General features: G+C 70.0%; 21 protein-coding genes. 12 read left to right on the plus strand and 9 right to left on the minus strand.

Annotated features, from left to right (window positions below; genetic code table 11):
* Nucleotides 1-188 precede the first annotated feature (188 nt).
* On the minus strand, nt 189-398 hold the full coding sequence (locus AB0J64_RS48920; protein ID WP_364043427.1) for a hypothetical protein: 210 nt from the start codon (nt 396-398) through the stop codon (nt 189-191).
* Nucleotides 399-528: 130 nt separating this feature from the next.
* Between AB0J64_RS48920 and AB0J64_RS48925 the strand changes: the two genes are divergently transcribed.
* The 3 genes from AB0J64_RS48925 (at nt 529) to AB0J64_RS48935 (ending at nt 3075) form a co-directional block, all read left to right on the plus strand.
* The gene (locus AB0J64_RS48925; RefSeq protein WP_364043430.1) at nt 529-2226 is read left to right on the plus strand and encodes a DEAD/DEAH box helicase; all 1698 of its coding nucleotides are present in this window, start codon (nt 529-531) and stop codon (nt 2224-2226) included.
* Nucleotides 2227-2257: 31 nt separating this feature from the next.
* A complete protein-coding gene (locus AB0J64_RS48930; protein ID WP_364043433.1) occupies nt 2258-2476 on the plus strand; it encodes a hypothetical protein in 219 nt (72 codons plus the stop codon).
* 179 nt (nt 2477-2655) lie between these two features.
* Nucleotides 2656-3075, plus strand: a complete 420-nt coding sequence (locus AB0J64_RS48935) for a hypothetical protein (protein ID WP_364043525.1) — start codon at nt 2656-2658, stop codon at nt 3073-3075.
* A gap of 5 nt (nt 3076-3080) precedes the next feature.
* On the opposite strand, the gene AB0J64_RS48940 is transcribed toward AB0J64_RS48935, so the two are convergent.
* The 3 genes from AB0J64_RS48940 to AB0J64_RS48950 form a co-directional block, all read right to left on the minus strand.
* The gene (locus tag AB0J64_RS48940) at nt 3081-3581 is read right to left on the minus strand and encodes a DUF4232 domain-containing protein (RefSeq protein WP_364043436.1); all 501 of its coding nucleotides are present in this window, start codon (nt 3579-3581) and stop codon (nt 3081-3083) included.
* A 103-nt stretch (nt 3582-3684) separates the two neighbouring features.
* A complete protein-coding gene (locus tag AB0J64_RS48945) occupies nt 3685-5757 on the minus strand; it encodes a S8 family serine peptidase (RefSeq protein ID WP_364043439.1) in 2073 nt (690 codons plus the stop codon).
* Between the two features lie 157 nt (nt 5758-5914).
* Complete coding sequence (locus AB0J64_RS48950; RefSeq protein ID WP_364043442.1) at nt 5915-7552, minus strand: phospholipase A2; 1638 nt, start codon at nt 7550-7552, stop codon at nt 5915-5917.
* Nucleotides 7553-7933: 381 nt separating this feature from the next.
* Here AB0J64_RS48950 and AB0J64_RS48955 point away from each other — a divergent pair, with 381 nt between their 5' ends.
* Complete coding sequence (locus tag AB0J64_RS48955; RefSeq protein WP_364043445.1) at nt 7934-8266, plus strand: hypothetical protein; 333 nt, start codon at nt 7934-7936, stop codon at nt 8264-8266.
* A gap of 169 nt (nt 8267-8435) precedes the next feature.
* Nucleotides 8436-8768, plus strand: a complete 333-nt coding sequence (locus tag AB0J64_RS48960) for a YnfA family protein (protein WP_364043448.1) — start codon at nt 8436-8438, stop codon at nt 8766-8768.
* Nucleotides 8769-8795: 27 nt separating this feature from the next.
* On the opposite strand, the gene AB0J64_RS48965 is transcribed toward AB0J64_RS48960, so the two are convergent.
* Nucleotides 8796-10031 carry a serine hydrolase domain-containing protein gene (locus tag AB0J64_RS48965; protein ID WP_364043451.1) on the minus strand — a complete coding sequence of 412 codons (1236 nt, stop codon included), beginning with the start codon at nt 10029-10031 and terminating at the stop codon, nt 8796-8798.
* Nucleotides 10032-10232: 201 nt separating this feature from the next.
* Here AB0J64_RS48965 and AB0J64_RS48970 point away from each other — a divergent pair, with 201 nt between their 5' ends.
* Nucleotides 10233-11057: an SAM-dependent methyltransferase gene (locus tag AB0J64_RS48970; protein ID WP_364043454.1), complete on the plus strand. Its 825-nt coding sequence runs from the start codon at nt 10233-10235 to the stop codon at nt 11055-11057.
* A gap of 23 nt (nt 11058-11080) precedes the next feature.
* Here AB0J64_RS48970 and AB0J64_RS48975 read toward each other — a convergent pair whose 3' ends face one another.
* The 3 genes from AB0J64_RS48975 to AB0J64_RS48985 are packed head-to-tail and all read right to left on the minus strand — an operon-like array spanning nt 11081 to nt 13050.
* Entirely contained in the window at nt 11081-11758 is a 678-nt protein-coding gene (locus AB0J64_RS48975) for a hypothetical protein (RefSeq protein WP_364043457.1), read from the minus strand.
* Nucleotides 11759-11761: 3 nt separating this feature from the next.
* Complete coding sequence (locus AB0J64_RS48980) at nt 11762-12745, minus strand: hypothetical protein (protein ID WP_364043460.1); 984 nt, start codon at nt 12743-12745, stop codon at nt 11762-11764.
* The gene (locus AB0J64_RS48985; RefSeq protein WP_364043463.1) at nt 12736-13050 is read right to left on the minus strand and encodes a hypothetical protein; all 315 of its coding nucleotides are present in this window, start codon (nt 13048-13050) and stop codon (nt 12736-12738) included. The genes AB0J64_RS48980 and AB0J64_RS48985 overlap by 10 nt, the downstream gene beginning before the upstream one ends.
* 137 nt (nt 13051-13187) lie before the next feature.
* Here AB0J64_RS48985 and AB0J64_RS48990 point away from each other — a divergent pair, with 137 nt between their 5' ends.
* Together AB0J64_RS48990 and AB0J64_RS48995 are read left to right on the plus strand one after the other, a co-directional pair.
* Nucleotides 13188-13574, plus strand: a complete 387-nt coding sequence (locus tag AB0J64_RS48990; RefSeq protein ID WP_364043466.1) for a YbaB/EbfC family nucleoid-associated protein — start codon at nt 13188-13190, stop codon at nt 13572-13574.
* A 13-nt stretch (nt 13575-13587) separates the two neighbouring features.
* Entirely contained in the window at nt 13588-13968 is a 381-nt protein-coding gene (locus AB0J64_RS48995; protein ID WP_364043469.1) for a YbaB/EbfC family nucleoid-associated protein, read from the plus strand.
* A gap of 53 nt (nt 13969-14021) precedes the next feature.
* Here the strand turns inward: AB0J64_RS48995 and AB0J64_RS49000 are convergent, their stop codons facing one another.
* Nucleotides 14022-15104, minus strand: a complete 1083-nt coding sequence (locus AB0J64_RS49000; RefSeq protein WP_364043472.1) for a LacI family DNA-binding transcriptional regulator — start codon at nt 15102-15104, stop codon at nt 14022-14024.
* 181 nt (nt 15105-15285) lie between these two features.
* Here AB0J64_RS49000 and AB0J64_RS49005 point away from each other — a divergent pair, with 181 nt between their 5' ends.
* Genes AB0J64_RS49005 through AB0J64_RS49020 form a run of 4 tightly spaced genes read left to right on the plus strand, consistent with a single transcriptional unit; the run spans nt 15286 to nt 18799 of the window.
* Nucleotides 15286-16140: an ABC transporter substrate-binding protein gene (locus AB0J64_RS49005; RefSeq protein ID WP_364043475.1), complete on the plus strand. Its 855-nt coding sequence runs from the start codon at nt 15286-15288 to the stop codon at nt 16138-16140.
* Between the two features lie 33 nt (nt 16141-16173).
* Nucleotides 16174-16983 (plus strand): amino acid ABC transporter permease, encoded by an 810-nt coding sequence (locus AB0J64_RS49010; RefSeq protein WP_364043478.1) that lies wholly within the window; start codon nt 16174-16176, stop codon nt 16981-16983.
* Nucleotides 16980-17741: an amino acid ABC transporter ATP-binding protein gene (locus AB0J64_RS49015; RefSeq protein ID WP_364043480.1), complete on the plus strand. Its 762-nt coding sequence runs from the start codon at nt 16980-16982 to the stop codon at nt 17739-17741. The genes AB0J64_RS49010 and AB0J64_RS49015 overlap by 4 nt, the downstream gene beginning before the upstream one ends.
* A complete protein-coding gene (locus tag AB0J64_RS49020; protein WP_364043483.1) occupies nt 17738-18799 on the plus strand; it encodes a Gfo/Idh/MocA family oxidoreductase in 1062 nt (353 codons plus the stop codon). The genes AB0J64_RS49015 and AB0J64_RS49020 overlap by 4 nt, the downstream gene beginning before the upstream one ends.
* Nucleotides 18800-18801: the final 2 nt, after the last annotated feature.

Below are 18801 nucleotides of genomic sequence, written 5' to 3' on the forward strand. Positions count from 1 at the left end.
TACCACCCCACCCACCACCCCTACCTTTTTTTTTTTTGTTTTTTTTTTTTTTTTTTTTTTTTTTTAAAAAAATTTTCTGTGGGGCCCACCATTTTCGTCCGGGGGGGGGGGGTGGCGGCCCGCCCCCCCCCCCCGCCCCTGTCCGTTACGCGGCGAAACGCCGGCGGACGCCTCCCACGCCCGGCTGATCACCCTTGGAGCCGGGCCTCGGCGTCGGCCGGGAAGACGTCGAGCACCCCGTCGCCGACCTGGGGCTGGGCCGACCCCCAGCGGTTGCGCGGCGGGCTGACCCGGACGGCGCGGGCCTGCCGCTGCAGCTCCCGCGACTCGGCGAGCAGCGCCCCGGCCTTGGTCTCGTCCCCGGCCTCCCGGGCGCGGAGCGCGTCGAGCGTGGCCACTATCGCCCTGCCCCACAGCCCGGTGGCGTCCAGCCAGGACGCGGCGGGGACGGCTTCCCGCTGATCTCCGCCTGATGTTCCCTGACCCCTGGCAAGGGTAGACCTGCGTTATTGCGTACGGTGGGGATGCATGACCATGAATGCGACCGATGGCGAGGTCACCTTCGCCGATCTGGGGCTCAGAGCCGAGCTCCTGGACGTGCTGTCCGATCTGGGGTACGAAGAGCCCACGCCGATCCAGAGAGCGGCGATCCCGCCGTTGGCCCAGGGGAGTGATCTGCTCGGGCAGGCGGCGACGGGCACGGGCAAGACCGCGGCGTTCGCGCTGCCCGTGCTCCAGCGCATGCCGCCCCCCGGTGATGGCACGGGTCCGACGACGCTGGTGCTGGTGCCCACGCGGGAGCTGGCCATTCAGGTCTCGGAGGCGTTCCACCGGTACGGCCGCATCCTGGGTGCCCGCGTCTTGCCGATCTACGGCGGAGCGCCCATCGGCCGGCAGTTGCAGGCGCTCAAGCGCGGGGTGGACGTCGTGGTCGCGACACCGGGACGGGCGCTCGACCACATCGGCCGGGGAACGCTCGACCTGGAGCTGCTGCGTACCGTCGTCCTCGACGAGGCGGACGAGATGCTCGACATGGGGTTCGCCGACGACATCGAGGCGATCCTCGCGGAGACCCCCGAGGATCGTCAGACCGTGCTGTTCTCCGCCACGCTTCCGCCGCGCATCGATGGGATCGCCCGTCGTCACCTGCGCGACCCGGTCCGGATAGAGATGGGGCACGCGGCCGCGACGGGGCGCGAGGCGACGCCGTTGGTGGAGCAGAGCGCGTACCTGGTCGCCAGGTCGCACAAACCGGCGGCGCTCGGGCGCCTTCTCGACATCGAGGCGCCGTCGGCCGCGATCGTCTTCTGCCGCACCCGCGAAGAGGTCGATCAGCTCACGGAGACCATGAACGGGCGCGGCTACCGTGCCGAGGCCCTGCACGGCGGGATGGAGCAGGAGCAGCGCGACCGGGTGATGTCACGGCTGCGGGCGGGGACCGCTGACCTGCTCATCGCGACCGACGTGGCCGCGCGAGGGCTCGACGTCGAACAACTCACCCACGTCGTCAACTACAACGTCCCGTCAGCCCCTGAGGCGTATGTGCACCGCATCGGCAGGGTCGGCCGCGCCGGCCGCGAAGGCGTTGCGCTGACCCTGGTGGAGCCGCGCGAGCACCGCATGCTCAAGGCGATCGAACGGGTGACCAACCAGCGGATCGCGGTGGAGCGGCTGCCGACCGTCGCCGACCTGCGCGCGCGCCGGATGGAGCTGACCCGTGCCGCGCTGGAGGAATCCCTGCTCCAGGACGACCTCGAGCCGTTCCACGTCGTGGTCGAGTCGCTCACCGACGAGTTCGACCTCATGGAAGTGGCGCTCGCCGCCGTCAAGCTCGCGCACGAGGCAAGCGGGACCACGCCCGACGAGCAGGAGATTCCCGAGGTGGCCCCGCGGGCCGCGGACGATCGGCGGGGGCGGAGGGAGGCCGCCCCGGACGGCGGGCGGTACGCCCGCGGCCCTGCGGGTGGAATGGCACGCCTCTTCTTCGGCCTGGGCCGCAGCGCGGGGATCCGGCCGCAGGATCTGGTCGGCGCGATAGCCGGAGAGTCGAGCCTGAGCGGACGCGACATCGGCGCGATCGAGATCGCCGACCGGTTCTCGCTGGTGGAGGTGCCGCAGGCCGCGGCCGACGAGGTGATCGCCGCGCTCCGGCGGACCACGATCAAGGGAAGGAAGGCGATCGTCCGCCGCGAGCGCGACCCGCGCGGCAGACGAACGCGACGGTGAGGTGCCGGTGAGGTGCCCGGTGAGGTGCCCGGTGGGCCGTACGCGGACGGCGGTGTGCCGTCCGGCGCGTCAGGCGCCCGGGGCCGCCGGGTCGTTGGGGTACACGGTGGCCGGGAGGCGGAAACGCATCCCGGCCGACCTCCCCGAGCGGCAGCGCGCCCGCCTGCGGGAGATGCACGAGTACTACACCTTCATGGTGCGGCGCCTCGACGCGCTGCTGGGGGAGTACAAGGCGTTCCGCGCACGGTAGCACCGGCCGCGCCGTCGCACGCCATGGCAGATCCAGTTGACAGCGGTGTCAATCCTTGTCCCCCCACGAGGAGCGGAGATCGTTGATGGTGTCACGACGCAGTTTCCTCCGGGCGAACGGCGTGGTCCTCGCGGCCGGCGGTCTCGGCCTGACGTTCCAGAGCCCCGCCGCCGCGAGAGATCGCCCCACCGCCCCCTCCTTCCGAACTTCGGCCGTCCCACCCAAAGCCCGAGGGCGACGGCTGGGCGGCCTTCGACGAGCGCGTCGTCGCCGCGTACCGGCGCGACACCCCATTACGCGGCATCATCCAGTCATGGGAGACCGGCGACCTGCTGATCGACCCGGCGGGCCTGCCCGTGATCGGGAACTTCTCGCCGCAGGGCAAGGCGCAGGAGTACCGGGACACGCTGGTGCGGCGGATCGAAGGATGGGACGGAGGCCGGCCGCTGTTCATCGCCGGTGCGGTCAACGCCTGGAACTGGACGCCGACCGACATCGCCGAGCTCGCCGGCCTCCTCGAGGATCCGTTCGAGATCGTCCGCGGCGACACGTTCTTCGCGCTGTTGCGCGAACATCTGTCGGGCGGCCGCCCGCTCTGACCTGGTCAGCGCAAGGGCGCGACGTCGATGCGGCCGTCGTCGCACACCTGCGCGTTGAAGGGGATCTCCAGGTGGGCGGTCTCGTCCGGAGGGATGATCATGAGGCGGGCGGCCGTCGGGCAGGTCTTCTCGCCGCCCGTCTCGATCACACCCCAGTGGAGCCCGGCTTTTGCGCTATGTCCTGGCTTGAGCGTCACGCGGTGTGGCGTGACGCCGTTTCTGCGGACCCTCGTACGAAGCGCGTCGCCCTTGCCGTCGATCATGATGAGCCCGACGAACCCGTAGACCGAGCACGTCCTGGCCGACCTGTTGGTGAGCAACAGGTCGGTGTTGCGCTGGCCCGCCCCCGGGTCGATCCGGCCGAGGCTCGCCTTCAACTGTCCCGTCACGCATCGCTGGGCCGCGGTTTCCGACGAAGAGGTTGCGTGGGCCTCAGCGCCCCAGCCGGTGACCGCCAGCAGCAGCATGGCCGTTACGGCGGCGGTGCGCCTTCTGTCAGCTTTCATACATGCTTTGACGCTCGTGACGGCCATAGTGTTCGCGGTGCGACACCGGGAAAGGGCCAGGCTGCCCGCGACAGGTGCGCGGGCAGCCATCCTGTGGGTGCCTCTACAGCGTCAGGGTCCATCCGTTGATGAAGCCCTTGTCGCCCTTGACGAGATCTTCCACCCGGAGTTTCCAGGTGCCGCTGGCTGGTGAGACGTTGGCGTTCACCCAGTAGTTCTCGTCGATGTTGTCGGTGCCGTCCTTGGGATCGGCGGCGCGCAGCGGGTACACCTTGCCGTCCGGCGCGACCAGGTCGATCTTCAGGTCGCCGCGCCAGGTGTGGTCGATCTCGACGTGGACCCGCGTGCGGGTGGGGGCGTTGCCGTTGATCCAGGCCAGGACGATGCTGGACTCGGCGACGCCGGGATCGGGGATGGCGGTGTCGTCCCAGTTGCCGAAGCAGGGCAGCCGGATCCACCAGCCGTCGATGAAGCCGGTGTCGAGGTATTCGACGTCCTGCACGCGGAGTTTCCAGGTGCCGCTGGCCGGGGAGGCGCTGGCGTTGACGGTGTAGGTCTCGTGGATGATGTCGCCGCTGTCGTTGGGGTCGTTGGCCTGCAGCGGGTAGACCTTGCCGTCCGGGGCGATCAGGTCGATCTTCAGTTCGCCGCGCCAGGTGTGGTGGATGTCGACGTACACCTCGGTGGTGGCGGGCGCGGTGCCCATCAGGCCGGTGACCGGGATGGAGGACGTCACGGTGCCGTGGTCGGGGATCGCCGTGTCCTTCATGTTCTGGAAGTACGGGATGGGCCAGGCGCCGGGGTCAGGGGCCTTCCCCAGTACGGCGGCGTCGACCTGGATCCGAGGGGTGGTCACGCCGTTGTAGGCGATGGATTTCCCGGTGCTCTTCAGAGCGGTTTCGAGCTGGTCCAGCGTGGCGTTGGGCAGGGCCTGGCGCAGTACGGCCAGGGCTCCGGTGACGTGCGGAGCGGCCATCGAGGTGCCGCTCAAGGAGGCCCACTTGCCGCCGGGGACGGAGGAGACGATGGAGACGCCGGGGGCGAAGAGGTCCAGCAGCGCGCCGCGGTTGCTGAAGGCGGCCACGCCGTCCTGGTCGGTGGTGGCGCCGACGGCGATGGCCGAGGACACGCAGGCGGGGGCGGCTACGGCGGCGCCGAAGCCGTCGTTGCCGGCCGCGACCACGGTGGCCACGCCGGCGGTGCGCAGGCTGTCGATGACCGTCTTGTACAGGACGTCGTCGCAGGCGGCGGTGTACTGGCCGCTCCCCAGGCTGAGGTTGGCGGCCACCAGCGGCACGCCCGCGTTCTTCAGTTCCAGCACCTTCTCCAGGCCGGCGAGCTGGGCGCTGGTGAAGCTGAGCACGCACGGGGCGGCGCCCGGCCCGCACACGTCTTCGGAGCTGAACTTGCTGAACACCTGGATGGCGACCAGCTCGGCACCGGGCGCGACGCCGGCCGGCGGGGCGCCGGCCACGCCCGTGCCGTCGCCGACCGCGATGCCGGCCACGTGGGTGCCGTGGTCGCAGTCCAGCGCGACGTCGGCGCACGGGCCCTGGTCGGCGTCGGCGGAGCCGGGCCCTTCCTGCTCGGCGGTGCCGTCGGGACACAGGCTGGTGGCGGAGTAGTCGGCGTCGATGGGGGAGAAGCAGGCCTCCTCCAGCACCCGGTCCTTGAGGAAGGGGTGGTTGACCGCGACGCCGGTGTCCAGCACGGCCACCACGCTGCCGGCGCCCGTCTTGCCCGCGGCCCTGGTCTTGTCCGCGCCGATCAGCGGGATGCTCTCGGCCAGGGACGGCCGCATCGGCCGGTCCTCGGTCACGCTGAGCACGCTGGGCAGTTTGGCCAGCCGGTCCAGCCCGGCCTGGTCGACGTGCAGGGTGCTCAAGGGGAAGCGGGACAGTTGCTGGACGACCTGGCCGCTGGCGGCCGCGTCCGGCATGTCGGCGCGGGTTCTGCTGACCACGTTCACTCTGATCTTGCCTGCGGCGGCCACCCGCGCGCTCAGCTGGGGCTCGATATAGGGGGCCGCCGAAGTGGTCTGCTGCGCGGCCGAAGCGGCGGCTGTGGGGGTCGCTGTGGAAGCCGCTGAAGGGGCCTGCACCGCGTAGGCCGGCCCGGTCGCGATCGCCGTGGCCGCCAGCGCCACGATGAGACAGGTTAAGACTCGTAATTTCATGACGTACCGCGCCTTACATAAAGGAGGTGCAGGGGAACGACGCCGGCATGAGGGGTGGCCGGACGGCGGCCGATGCCGCCATCCGGCCCGAGGAAGAGTCCCGAGGAAAGGTCCCCGAGGAAAGGTCACAGCGCAGGTTTGGGTTCTGCTCGCGCCGTTAGCCGGGCATGCCGAAGGTCAGGACGGCCGCGTAATAGACGGCCGCGATCCTTCTGCAGCTGGGCCGCACCAGGAAGAAGTAGCCCCCGCACACCTTGTCCTTCAAGGTGATGAAGAAGCGGGTGTCCACGTCGGCCTTCCGCCACCACGTGCGGTCGAGGTAGTACTTGTAGTGCTTCTTCTGGTTGGTCATCAGGCCGTACCCGTAGTCGTGGGAGTCACAGGCCGGTCGGAAGTCGAACCCGAGGGGGCGGTCCACTCCCGGCTTCGTGCAGTGGTCGTAGGTGATGCCCCTGACATTGAAGCCGCTGGCAGTCCGCTTCCAGCCCGGCTGCCGCCATTTGCCGCCGTGGTATGCCCAGGCCGAGCAGCCCGACTTCGTGTACCACATCCAGGTCTTGGCCGTGTCGCACTTCTTCGGGTAGGACTGCGGGGCGTCCACGCCGTCCGGCAGGAAGTCGCCGGCCGGCGGCTCGGTGGCGTTGGGGTCTTCGCTCCCGGCCGCGCCCTCGGTCGGCCCGCCGTTGGCCGGCATGTCGGTGCCGATGGCGGTCACCTGGGGAGCGGCGACGCCCGCCGGGAAGGTGAGCTGCCATGCGCCGTTGCCGGCGGACTCGATCGATGACAGGCGTCCCACCGAGTCGTAGGCATAGGTCCCCTGGGTGGCGCCGACGCTGGGGTCGGTCACGGTGCGCAGGAGTCCGTTCGGGTCGTAGGCGTAGCTGGCCTCGGTCTGCGGCGCCTCGGTTCCGTAGGCGACGGTGACTTCCTTGAGCCGGCCCGTGTAGTCGCCGAAGGAGGTGCCGGCGGCCGTGGTGGTCGTGGCGTAGGTGAACTTGGTGAGGGACCCGGGGTTCTCGCCGCGCGCCGGTTCCTTGACGGTGCTGACTCGGCCCTGGGCGTCGTAGGAGACCGTGGACTTGCCCAAGGCGGTGGTGCCCACGCTGACCACCCGCCAGGGGTCGGCGCTCGGCGCGCCGGACTGGCGTGACCAGGTGTAGGTGAACTGGAGGTCGGCGTCGCTGACGGGGGTGCCGTCGGGGTTGGTCAAGGGCTCCTTGCCCGGGTCCAGGGAACCCAGATTCGTCGCGAACGTCTCGGTCGTCGTGGTGCGCATCGCTCCGATGACCGCGTCCCACTTGGTGGTTTGGGTGATCTTGGATCCGTCGCCGGCCTCGTACGTCTGGACGCCGCCGCCGTCGGGGTAGGAGATGCTGCTCTTCAGGGGGTAGCTGGTCGACGTCCCTTCCTCGAGGTCCGTGACGACGAACGTGCCGTTCTGGTTCTCCAGTTTCCGGTTGATCTGCCCACCGGCGAACTCGGCCTGCCAGCCCGGCCCGAAGACCGCCAATTCGGGGCGGGTGGCCGGGGCCGACTGCGGCCGGGCCAGGTCGCCGGTGGTCAGAGCCACACCATGCTTGCGGCTGATCGCGCCGGCGGACACGTCCAGTTCGGTGAGCTGGAAGGTTTTGGTGTCGGCGGAGTACTGGCCGGGGCCGATCTCCTGTACGTCAGCCAGCGGCGGGTCCGCGAGTGCGGTGGCGGACGCGGCGGTGGAGGCGGCGGTGGCGACTTCCGGGGCGAGGAAGGGGAAGAGCATCGCCGTGAGGGCGATGGGCAGCGCTAATCGGCGCAAGTGGTGCCTCCGGGGAAAGCGGGAAGTGATTTGATCACCTGGAGAGTAAGTGATGGTAAATCGCGCCACAAGAGCTGGACATTTCCCTGGAACGGTGTTCAAATCGCCGATGAAGCTATATCTCGGGCTGCCACCTATTCGCGCGTTCGCGCAGGTCGTAGGAGCTTGTAGGGAACTTATGGAGAATTTATGGCGCCGATATGGGGCCGTCGAGAATAATGGCCAGGCTGCGTTGGGGTGCAGGCCTTTCAGGTCATTCACGAAAGGTTCAGGGGGTCCGTCCGCGTCGGGGCGCGAATGGGGGGTTGCATCCGGGTACAGGGTTACCGTCGAGCCATGGGCGACGTCCGTACGGGGACGGCCTCGGCTCAAGGAGAGACCATGGAATGGGCGCCGGCTGAATGCACGCTGCCGACCGCGGAACGGCCGCTGCGTGTGGCGGAGTTCGACGAGCTGTTCGCGGCGGCGCTGCGCGGGCTGGAACGCGTGGGACCGACTCACCTGAGGCTCATGCTGGACGGCGGATCCCAGGTGGAGGAGACCGCGCGGGACCTGACAGCCAGGGAGACGAGATGCTGCTCGTTCTTCGCCTTCTCCCTCACACCCGGTGACGCGCGGCTGGTTGTGGACGTGGAGGTGCCTGCCGCGCACGTGGGAGTGCTCGACGGTCTCCAGGCCCGCGCCGAGGAAGCGGCTCCCGGGGTCGTGTCATGAGCGCGCAATGGCTGCGGACCGGAGAGGTCGCCGAGGCGGCGGGGGTCAACGCTCAGACCCTGGACGAGGTCGCGGACCTGGGCGAGCCGGCCGGCCATCGTCATGGCCGGCCTGAGCAGGGGATCCGCCTGCCGGCGTCAGCCGAAGGCGGTCCTCTACAGTCGCAACCGTGACTGTCGCGCGCTCCCTCCTGCTGTTCGTGGTCGCCGCGCTCGCCGAGATCGGCGGGGCCTGGCTGGTCTGGCAGGGGGTGAGAGAGCAGCGTGGGCTGCTCTGGGTCGGCGCCGGCGTGATCGCTCTGGGCCTGTACGGGTTCGTCGCCACGTTCCAGTCGGATCCCCACTTCGGCCGCATCCTCGCCGCCTACGGAGGTGTGTTCGTCGCGGGGTCGCTGATCTGGGGTGTGGTGGTGGACAGGTTCCAGCCCGACCGGTGGGACGTCATCGGATCGGCCATCTGCATCATCGGCGTCCTGGTCATCATGTACGCCCCACGCGGGTAGACCGCAGCCGGGAGCACCCCCGCGGGATCATCCCGTGAAGGCGGCCAGCGCGATGCGCAGGGTCCGCTGGTTCTGGCCGGAGGCCTTGGCGTCGGTGGAGTTGACCGAGTAGACGAGGGTCCGGCTCAGGTCACGGGTCGCGCCGACCCCGGCGGCGTAGCCGTAGCGGGCGCCGGTCTTGCCGTAGGCCACGATGCCGCCAGGCAGCACCATCTTCGCCATGCCCGAGGTGTAGACGGCCGGCTGGTTGCCGCACTTGTCGTACATCATCACGTCCGGGACCGTGAACATCGGCTCCAGCTGCGCGGGCGGCACGACCTTCCCCGAGAACAGCGCCTTGAGGAACTTCTCCAGGTCCGCGGCGGTGGAGATGAGATCGCCGGAGGCCCAGGTGGAGGTGACGCTGGTCTCGGTCATGTCGACCACCTGGCCAGCACCGTAGGGGATGGCGTCGTCGAAGCCCGCGGGCACGGACTGGTAGCCCTTGTGGTGCGGGCCGCGGATGCGGGGAGAGACGCCGGGCAGGTAGCTGTCGTGCAGGCCGACCGGGCGCAGGACCCTGGAGGTGACCTCGTGCTCGTACGAGCGTCCGGTGACCTTCTCGATCAGCAGGCCGGCCACGAAGGTGTTGGTGTTGACGTAGTGCTGCCGGGTGCCGGGCGCGAACTCGATCGGGTTGCGCACGGCCAGCGCGACGTACTCCTTCGGCGTCCACGTCCTGAACCGGGTCTGATACACCCAGTCGAACGTGTCCGGCACGTCGGGCGACGGCAGGCCGCTGGTGTGGTTGAGCAGCTGGCCGACGCGGACGTCGGGGTAGGCGTCGGGCAGCAGGCCGGGCAGGTAGTCCTGGACCGTCCCGTTGAGCGAGATCTTGCCCTCGGCCACGAGCTGCAGCACCACCGCGGTGGTGAACATCTTGGTCACGCTGCCCACCCGGAAGCGTACGTGCTGCGACGCCTTGCGCTTGGTGACGAGATCCGCCACGCCGGTCACGCCCGTCCACGAGCCCTTGGTGCCGCCCACCCGGACGATCGCGGCGGTGGCGTCGGCCGCGGGCAGGCCCGCGATGGACTGCCGCAGCGCGGCGGCGTCGACGGGCGGGACGGCCGCGTCCGGATCGGGCTGGACGACGGCCGGTGGCGGGCAGGCGCTCGGCGTGGAGGCCGGGGCCGGCGTGGAGGTCGGGGCCGGCGTGGCCGCGTAGGCGGGCGCCGCCGCGACGAGGGTGGCCAGGGCGAGGCAGGCGACGGACAGCTTCATCGGAGTATCTCCAGGTGAGGGGGTTGCTTCTGCGATGCGCCCATCCTGTCGATCAACGATGCCGCCGCGGATCGCCGGTGCTACCTATTTCCGCACTCCCTCTTACGAGTGAGTCGCTTGAATACCGGGCACCTCACTGATTCTGATCACAGATCTGGTGATTCCCCATAAGATGCGATCAAAGGGGAGGAAGGGTGTAGCGTGACCGAGCGTGACCGGCTTCCGGGGAAGATCGATCCGACCGTCCCCACCGTCGCCCGCATGTACGACTATTTCCTGGGCGGGAAGGACAACTTCCCCGCTGACCGCGAGGCCGCCGAGAAGATCCTCGAGCTGAGCAGGCAGCGCGGCGCGAACGTACGGGAGATGGCCCGGGCGAACCGCGGCTTCCTGGTCCGCGCCGTGGAGGCGATGGCCAGGGCCGGCGTGCGGCAGTTCCTCGACATCGGCACCGGCCTGCCCACTCAGGACAACGTGCACCAGGTCGCGCACCGGATCATCCCCGACGCCAAGGTCGTCTACTCGGACAACGACCCGATCGTGCTGGTCCACGCCCGGGCGCTGCTGGCCGACAACCCCGACACGGTGATCATCGACGGCGACGCGCACGACCCCAAGGCGCTCATGGCCGCCGCCGCCCACCACCTCGACTTCAGCCGGCCCGTGGCGGTCCTGGCCGTCGCGCTCTTCCACTTCTTCGGCGACGACGACGAGGTGGCCGGCATCGTCCGAGCCCTGCGCGAGCCGCTGGCGCCGGGGAGCCACCTGATCATCTCGCACGCGTACGTGGAGAAGGGCCAGAGCACCCCGGACCTGAGGAGCGAGACCCAGGACGTCTACCGGCGCACCACCTCCGGCGTGCTGCACCTGCGGGACCACGACGTGGTGCGCACCTATTTCGACGGGCTGGAGCTGCTCGAACCCGGCCTTGTGCCGGTGCAGGACTGGCGCAACGACGACCCGTTCATTCCCCCCGGGCTGGACAAGGGCGGCATCCTGGGCGGCGTCGGCCGCGTTCCCCAGTAGGGCCTGGGCCGGCTCCGCCCGCGCTACTCCGCCAGTTCCTCGAGCCGCTGCCGGGCGAACGAGCTGATCTCCTCGTCATCGGCGGTGGCCGCATGCTGCAGGAGGTTCGGGTCGTCCTCGTCGGACAGGTGCGCGGCGGCCGCCGCGGCGAACAGCCGGGCCAGCGGGTCAAGCCCTTCGAGCCGGGCGACGACGTCCCGCGGGTCGGGCTCCTCCTCCTCGTCCAGGCGGATCAACCACTCGGCCAGCTCCTTGACCTGGCCGGGCTCCAGCGCTGCCGCCCCGGCCGCGAGCTGGTCGTCCGTGGCCTCGGCCAGGAACTCGAGCACCTTCCAGCGGACGGCGCTGTCGAAATCCCGGCTCAGGTTCATGACCTGGGCGATGACGGCCCCGTGTCGGGCGTCGGCGCTCAACAGCACGACCTCGATCGCGAAGTACCGAACGCGGCGGAGCGGGTGCGCGAGCAGGGCCGGGACCTCGTCCATCATCGGGGCGGCACGCTCTCCCAGCTCCGACAGCAGCCAGATGCCCGTCCCCACGGCCGCGTCGTCGCCGCTGTGGAGGAGCCTGCCGAGGTTCTCGACGGGGTATCCGGCATACAGCTCACTCAGCAGGTCGTTGGCCGCCGGGCCCACGACGTCGTCGTCGGCCGAATGCGTGCGGATGCGCTCAATGAGGTCATCGCCTGCTTGCGTCTGCATCTCCTACTGTCTCCCCCATCTCCTCTGCATGTCCTCTTGGACCTTTCTGAGGGCTTCCCTCTCCATATTGATTCGGGTCCTGTGCCCGGCCTCCTCGCCGAGCACCCTCTGCTCCGTCTCTCTTTTGCTGATGCTCTTCATCAGTTCCCGCTGAACCCGCTCCGCCTGCTCTTTCGTCATGCCCCTGGTGTCGCGGGGAAGGTCGCCGTGCACCTTTCCTGACTGGTCACGGCGGAATATGCCGCCTCCGCCGCCTCCGCCGCCTCCGCGGCGGCCTCCGCCGCCGCGACGGCCGCCGCCGCCTCTTCGAGCATTGTTGTTGTTGCGGCCCATGGTGGCCAGGTAGTCGCGCGCGTGGCGGGGGCCGGTCATCGCCCTCGGGCCCACGGTGCGGCCGCCGGCCCCGGCCAGCGCCGGGGTGCCGCCCGGTCGGCCCAGTCCACGCAGGTCGCCGAAAATGCGGTGCCAGGTCGCCGTGGCCCTGGCACTGAGTCCCGGAGCCAGCACCTTGGCGGTGCCCTCGCCGGCCTCGCGCAGTCCCCTCCCCGCCGCCTGACGGGCGAGGAGCATGCGCGCGTACGCGGCCGTCACGCCGGCCGCGCCCCCGAATGCCACCAGCTGAGCGACATTGACCATCGCGCCGGCGGCCTGGGTGCCCACGACCAGCTTCACCGCGGTCACCACGTTCGCCGTGCCGTCCAGGACCACGGGCACCACTCTCGCCGCGGCCGCCGCCTGGGAGAGATGGCCGCCGTTGCCTCCGGTGGCGTTCCAGCGGCCGGCCATGGCCGTCGCGGACTCGCCGCGGTAGCCGGCCTGCGTTCGGCGGACCGACGTGTCGGCCTCCGCGCCCGAGCGGTCGGTGCCGGCCGTCACGGTACGCCAGGCGGTGGCGTCCTTCCTGATCTCGTCCTCGTCGATGTTCGGCCAGAGGATGCCGAGCATCTGCACGAACCCCGCCACCTCCGGCGGAAGCATCACGCCCATGTGCTGTTTCCGAGGTTGCGGACGTTCGCGTCCTCGGCGGCCTGCGTGTTCCTGCCGACGGCGTCCAGTCCTTCGCCGGTGCCCGTGATCTCCGACGACACCCCGGTGAGCGCGGCGAGTCCCATCTGGGTGCACTCGGCGTACGCGGCGGTGATCACGCCGAACAGGCCGTCGTCACCCCACGCCGCGGCGCCGTTCGCGCGTTCCCTGAGCCGCTGGATCGCGGCGTCGTAGTCCTCCCCGAGGGTCCTGATCTCCGAGGCGTTCCGCCCCACCGCCCCCAGGGCGATCTCAAGTCCCGTCATGCCGCAGCACCATATCGTTACATGTCGGTTAATAGGCAAGATTTCGTGTTCATGAGATCCACATCTCACGTCAAGATCGAGTCGGGATTTGTCTAGACTGGTCGGCCAGTACGCCATCTGATCGCCGGAGTCCTGACATGCCGACACCCGCGCCGGAAAACGACGCCGACTACCTGGCCGCCTACCTCGACCAGAGCCGGCAGATCATGCGTGACCTGCGGGCCGCCAGGGCCGCGATCCAGCAGGTGGAGGGCCGGGCCGGGAGCGACGACGGCCTGGTCGAGGCCGCCGCCGACGGCCAGGGCGGCCTGACCCGCCTCCGCATCGACCCGCGGGCAATGCGGCTGAGCGAGCGGGAGTTCGGCAGGAAGGTCACGGCCGTGCTCCAGGAGGCGCAGGCGAACGCCGAACGGCAGGCCCTGGAGATCGCGGACAAGGTCAAGGGCAGGACCCTGCCGGAGCCGCTCGACGAGACCTTCGTACGCCAGCGGGTCGAGCAGGCCGCCCGCGATCTCTATATCTGAGGGGGAGGCAAGCATGTTCGGCCCGCTGATCGATCCGGGCAACATCAGGGATGAGGACCTGGACGAGGCCGGCCGCCAGGGCGAGCGCATGCTGGCCTGGCTGGAGACGGCGCAGGAAGAGCTCAACAAGATCGTCGGCACGGGAGCGGGGGCGGGCGGCCACGTCAAGGCGAGCGTGGACCCGAACGGCCGCGTGCTCGACGTCTCCTACAGCGCCCGCGCCATGAAGCTGAACAGCCACGAGCTGGCCGAGGAGACGCTGGCCGCGCTGCGCGAGGCCGCCGCCGACGCCCAGCGCCAGACCCACGACCTCATGCGCGCGGCCCTCCCCGGTTACGACCCGGCCGAGGCGACCGCCCGTCTCGAACGCCTGCTGGACGGCGACCCGCACTGACCGACGAGGTCACTCCACTGCTCGGGGCACGCCGGTTCAAGAGTGCTGTTCGCTCATGAGCGCGCCGGCGATGCGCCGCCCACCGGCCCGATCGAGCCGCGCCGGATCAGGGTGGCGGGGAGGGGCACGAGGGGCGGGGAGTTCGTTGCGCCACCGATCAGCGCGGCGAGCCGGGATCCGGCCGCGTGCCCGATGTCGTACGTCGGCTGCGCCACCACCGTGATCGGTGGCGTGACCAGCCGCGCCCACGGCTGGTCGTCGTACATCAGGACCGAGACGTCGTCGGGGATCCGCAGGCCCTCCTCCTGCAACGCCCCGACGACGACCAGGCCGATCAGGCTGTCGGAGGCGATCAGGGCCGTCGCCGGGCTCGGGTCGCGGACGAGATCGACCACGGCCTTGCGGATCGCCGCCTCGTCGTGGCGGCAGGACCGCAGCAGGTCGGAATCCCAGGTCAGGCCGCGCTCGGTGAATCCGCCGACCAGGCCGGCGACGCGGGCGGCCACCGGGGACGGCAGCGGGTGGGGCCCGTCCGTGCGGACGTCGCTGCCGTCGGCGGTGGTGATGTAGCCGATCCGGCGATGCCCCAGGGCCAGCAGATGGTCGGCCGCCTCGCGTGCCGCGGGCTCGATCTCGGCCCGGGCGGCGTCGGCGGCGAGCCCGGGGACGGTGCGGTCGAGCAGCACGAGCGGGCGCCCGGCGTCGACCACGGCCTGCAGATGGGCCGCATCGCCCGTCGAGGCCGGAGCGACGATCAGCCCGTCGACCCGCTTGTCCATCAGCATGTCCACGGCGGCGCGCTCGGCCATCACGCGTTCGCTGGTGTTCGCGAGCACCACGGTGAAGCCGGAACGCTCGACCGCGTCGGAGATGCCCCGCGTCGCCAGCGAGAAGTAGGGGTTCTCGATGTCGCCGACGACCACGCCGACGCTGTGCGAGCGACCGGTGTTCAGGGTCCGGGCCGGCTGGTTGGGGCGGTAGTTCAACCGGGCCGCGGCGGCCAGCACCCGTTCGCGTACGGCGTCGCTCACGGCGCCGTACGCTCCGAGCGCGCGAGCCGCCTGAGCCTTGGAGACACCGGCCTCGCGGGCGACATCGGCGACGGTGATTTCGCGGTTATTGCCTGCCTTCGCCATAAATCCTGCCTTGCTCGGGTCGCCTCAGCGCCGGCGACGGCGGACGGATGTTCCGGGACATCGACGCTTGACGTGCGCGGGAGGCGTCTCCTAGTCTTCGGGAAATCCCACTGAGACCGGTCTCAATCAGCATACACGGGTGAGACCGGTCTCACTGAACCACCACCCTTGGGCGGTCCCCGTGTCTCCAACCCCTCGCACATCCGTACTGGTGGCGCTGCTGGCGCTCATCTCCATGCTGGGCCTCGCCGCGTGCGGCGGCGGCAGCACCGAGAGCAGCGCCGACAACCCCTACGGGCTGATCAAGCCCGGGCAGTTGCGGGTCGCCAGCCTCGGCGACGCCAAGCCCTACACCTTCACCGATGCCAACGGCCAGTTCAGCGGCTTCGACGTCGAGCTCTTCCGCGACGTCGCCAAGCGGATGGGCATCACCGACGTCGTGTACACCGGCCAGGACTTCTCGGCCATCCTGCCGGCGGTGGCCAACGGCCAGTTCGACGCCGGCGTCGCCGCCATCGGCATCACCGACGCGCGCAAGAAGACGGTCGACTTCAGCACCGGTTACCTGGCCGGCTACCTCACCGTGATCACGAAGAAGGACTCCGGCATCACCTCCGCCGACGGGCTCGCCGGCAAGCGGCTGGGCGTCGTCCAGGGCACGTTGCAGGAGGCGTACGCGGTCAAGAACTTCCCGAAGGCCGACCTGGTCCGCTTCCCGGACAACAACGCGGCCATCTCCGCGCTCAACCGCGGATCGGTCGACGCCCACTTCCTCGACTACGAGGCCGCGAAGTCCTACATCGCGCAGTTCGGTCTGGTCAGCGCCGCCGACATCCCCTCCTTCGACGCTCCGGCCGGGTTCGCGATCAAGCAGGGCAACTCCGCGCTGAAGGCGGCGCTGGACAAGGCGCTGATCGCGGCGATGGAGGACGGCACCTGGAAGCGGCTGTACGAGAAGTGGTTCCCCGGCTCGCCGATGCCCAAGCAGTACCTGCCCGGCGGTGACCACACCGGCGCGCCGGCCGCCGCCAAATGATCGGGCCGCCCGAACACGCAGAAAGGAGCTGACGTGGACTGGCTGGACGACCTGATCCGCACGTTCTTCGACTTCTCGGCGATGGCCGAGGTCCTGCCGCAGATGCTGGCGGTCGGCCTGGCCAACACGCTGATCATCTCGGTCGCGGCCACGGTGATCGGCCTGGTGCTCGGCATGCTCGTCGCGGTCGCGGGCATCTCGACCGCGCCGTGGCTGCGGATCCCGGCCCGGGTCTACACCGACCTCTTCCGGGGGGTGCCGGCGATCCTGACCATCCTGCTCATCGGTCAGGGGTTCGCCAAGCTGAGCCAGTCGATCTTCGGCCCTTCGCCCTACCCGCTGGGGATCATCGCGCTGAGCCTCATCGCCAGTGCGTACATCGGCGAGATCTTCCGAGCCGGCATCCAGAGCGTCGACAAGGGCCAGCTCGAAGCCTGCCGGGCGCTGGGGATGAACTACGCCAGGGCCATGCGTCTGGTGGTCGTGCCGCAGGGCGTGCGACGGGTGCTGCCGGCCCTGGTCAACCAGTTCATCGCGATCGTCAAGGACTCGAGCCTGGTCTACTTCCTCGGCCTGCTGGCCAGCGAACGAGAGCTCTTCCGGGTCGGCCAGGACGCCGCGATCCTGTCGGGCAACCTGTCCCCGCTGCTGCTGGCCGGAGTGTTCTACCTGGTCATCACGGTGCCGCTGACCCACCTGGTGAACTACTTCGATCAACGCTTCCGCACCGGCCGGCGCAAGGCCGGACCGGTGAGCGGCCTCAAGGAGCTCGACGAGCTCGACAGCGGCAGCCCTCTCACCACAGGAAGCGCCACAGGGAGCGCCACAGGGAGCAAGGCATGAACCACGCTGATTCCTCGGAGACGTCGACCTTTCACGGCTCCAGCTTGGAGCTGATCGGCCTGTCGATGGCGTACGGCAGCTTCGACGTGGTCCGCAACGTCAGCTTCGAGGTCCGGCCGGGCAGCACCACCTGCGTCATCGGACCCTCGGGGTCGGGCAAGTCGACTCTGCTGCGCGGCATCAACCGGCTGCACGAGCCCAAGGGCGGCGAGGTGCTGCTGGCCGGCGAGAAGGCCTCGAGCATGGTGCCGGAGCAGTTGCGGCAGCGGATCGGGCTGGTGTTCCAGCACTTCAACCTGTTCCCCGACCACACGGCCCTGGACAACGTGGCCCTGGCGCTGTGGAAGGTCAAGGGCATGCCCCGCGCGGCGGCGCGGGAGCGGGCCGGTCGGGCGCTGGCCGAGGTGGGGCTCGCGGAGCGCGCCGACCATCGGCCCCGCGACCTGTCCGGCGGTCAGCAGCAGCGGGTGGCGATCGCCCGGGCCCTGGCCATGGAGCCGGAGGTCATGCTGTTCGACGAGGCCACCAGCGCGTTGGACCCCGAGCTGGTCAAGGGGGTGCTCAGCCTGATGGCCGGCCTGGGCGGGCGGGGCATGACCATGGTCGTGGTCACCCATGAGATGGGCTTCGCCCGCCGGGCGGCCGACCAGGTGGTCTTCATGGATGAGGGCGAGGTGGTCGAGCGGGGCAGCCCGGAGGAGCTGTTCGATCGTCCCCAGAGCCCGCGGTTGCAGCGGTTTCTTTCGGAGGTGTTGTGAGCAGGCAGGACGGCGGCCGGCCGATCCGGACGGGGATCATCGGCTTCGGCACCGGCGGGCAGGTGTTCCACGGCCCGCTCCTGGCGGCGAATCCCGGGTTCGAGGTGACGGCGGTGGTCACCGCCGACCCGGATCGCCGGGCACAGGCGGCGAAGGACCATCCGGGGGCCGTCGTGCTGCGGACCGCCGACGAGCTGTTCGCCGAGGCCGGCCGGCTCGATCTGGTCGTGGTCACCACACCGCCCGACTCGCACTACGACCTGGCGCTGGCCGCACTCACCCGCGGGCTGGCCGTGGTGGTGGACAAGCCCTTCACGGTACGGGCCGAGCAGGGACGAGAGCTGATCGCCGAAGCCGAGCGGCGGGGGCTGCTCCTCACGGTGTTCCACAACCGCCGCTACGACGGCGACTTCCGCACGGTACGCCGGCTTGTCGGGGACGGGGCGCTCGGCGAGATCCGTACCTTCGAGTCCCGTTTCGAATGGTGGAAGCCGGACGAGCCCAAGGCGTGGAAGGCTCAGGCCCTGCCCGCGGACGGCGGCGGGATGCTGTTCGACCTCGGGCCGCACCTGCTCGACCAGGCGTTGCAGCTGTTCGGACCGGTCGGCTCCGTGCACGCCGAGCTGACCCGCCACCGGCCTGGCCCGGGTGGCGACGATGAGGCGTTCGTGTCCCTGGTGCATGAGAGTGGGGTACGCACCCACCTCGCGATGAGTTCACTGGCCCCTCTCGAGCGGCCCCGGTTCACGATCGCCGGATCGGCGGCGGGCTTCGTCAAGTGGGGACTCGACTGCCAGGAGCAGCAGCTGGCCTCCGGCCTCGGTCCCGGCGACGCGTCGTACGGCCGGGAGCCCGAGGAGCGCTGGGGACGGCTGGGCGGACGGGACGGACAGTCCCCGGTGCCGACCGAGCCGGGCGGCTACCCGTCGTTCTACGACGAGCTGGCCGTCGCCCTGACCGAGGGCGGCCCACCCCCGATCGCCGCCGGTGACGCGCTGGCGGTCATCGAGCTGATCGAGCAGATCTACACCACCACCGACCTCCGCCGGGGTCGCTGACC

This window comes from Nonomuraea sp. NPDC049695 (assembly GCF_040674955.1).
Classification (GTDB): Bacteria; Actinomycetota; Actinomycetes; order Streptosporangiales; family Streptosporangiaceae; genus Nonomuraea; species Nonomuraea helvata.

What these genes read in the sequence shown, in the direction of transcription:
- AB0J64_RS48925 (WP_364043430.1), top strand. Translation starts at nt 529, where the DNA reads ATGACCATGAATGCGACCGATGGCGAGGTCACCTTCGCCGATCTGGGG.
- AB0J64_RS48940 (WP_364043436.1), bottom strand. Translation starts at nt 3,581, where the DNA reads ATGAAAGCTGACAGAAGGCGCACCGCCGCCGTAACGGCCATGCTGCTG.
- AB0J64_RS48945 (WP_364043439.1), bottom strand. Translation starts at nt 5,757, where the DNA reads ATGAAATTACGAGTCTTAACCTGTCTCATCGTGGCGCTGGCGGCCACG.
- AB0J64_RS48955 (WP_364043445.1), top strand. Translation starts at nt 7,934, where the DNA reads ATGGAATGGGCGCCGGCTGAATGCACGCTGCCGACCGCGGAACGGCCG.
- AB0J64_RS48965 (WP_364043451.1), bottom strand. Translation starts at nt 10,031, where the DNA reads ATGAAGCTGTCCGTCGCCTGCCTCGCCCTGGCCACCCTCGTCGCGGCG.
- AB0J64_RS48975 (WP_364043457.1), bottom strand. Translation starts at nt 11,758, where the DNA reads ATGCAGACGCAAGCAGGCGATGACCTCATTGAGCGCATCCGCACGCAT.
- AB0J64_RS48980 (WP_364043460.1), bottom strand. Translation starts at nt 12,745, where the DNA reads ATGGGCGTGATGCTTCCGCCGGAGGTGGCGGGGTTCGTGCAGATGCTC.
- AB0J64_RS48985 (WP_364043463.1), bottom strand. Translation starts at nt 13,050, where the DNA reads ATGACGGGACTTGAGATCGCCCTGGGGGCGGTGGGGCGGAACGCCTCG.
- AB0J64_RS48990 (WP_364043466.1), top strand. Translation starts at nt 13,188, where the DNA reads ATGCCGACACCCGCGCCGGAAAACGACGCCGACTACCTGGCCGCCTAC.
- AB0J64_RS48995 (WP_364043469.1), top strand. Translation starts at nt 13,588, where the DNA reads ATGTTCGGCCCGCTGATCGATCCGGGCAACATCAGGGATGAGGACCTG.
- AB0J64_RS49000 (WP_364043472.1), bottom strand. Translation starts at nt 15,104, where the DNA reads ATGGCGAAGGCAGGCAATAACCGCGAAATCACCGTCGCCGATGTCGCC.
- AB0J64_RS49015 (WP_364043480.1), top strand. Translation starts at nt 16,980, where the DNA reads ATGAACCACGCTGATTCCTCGGAGACGTCGACCTTTCACGGCTCCAGC.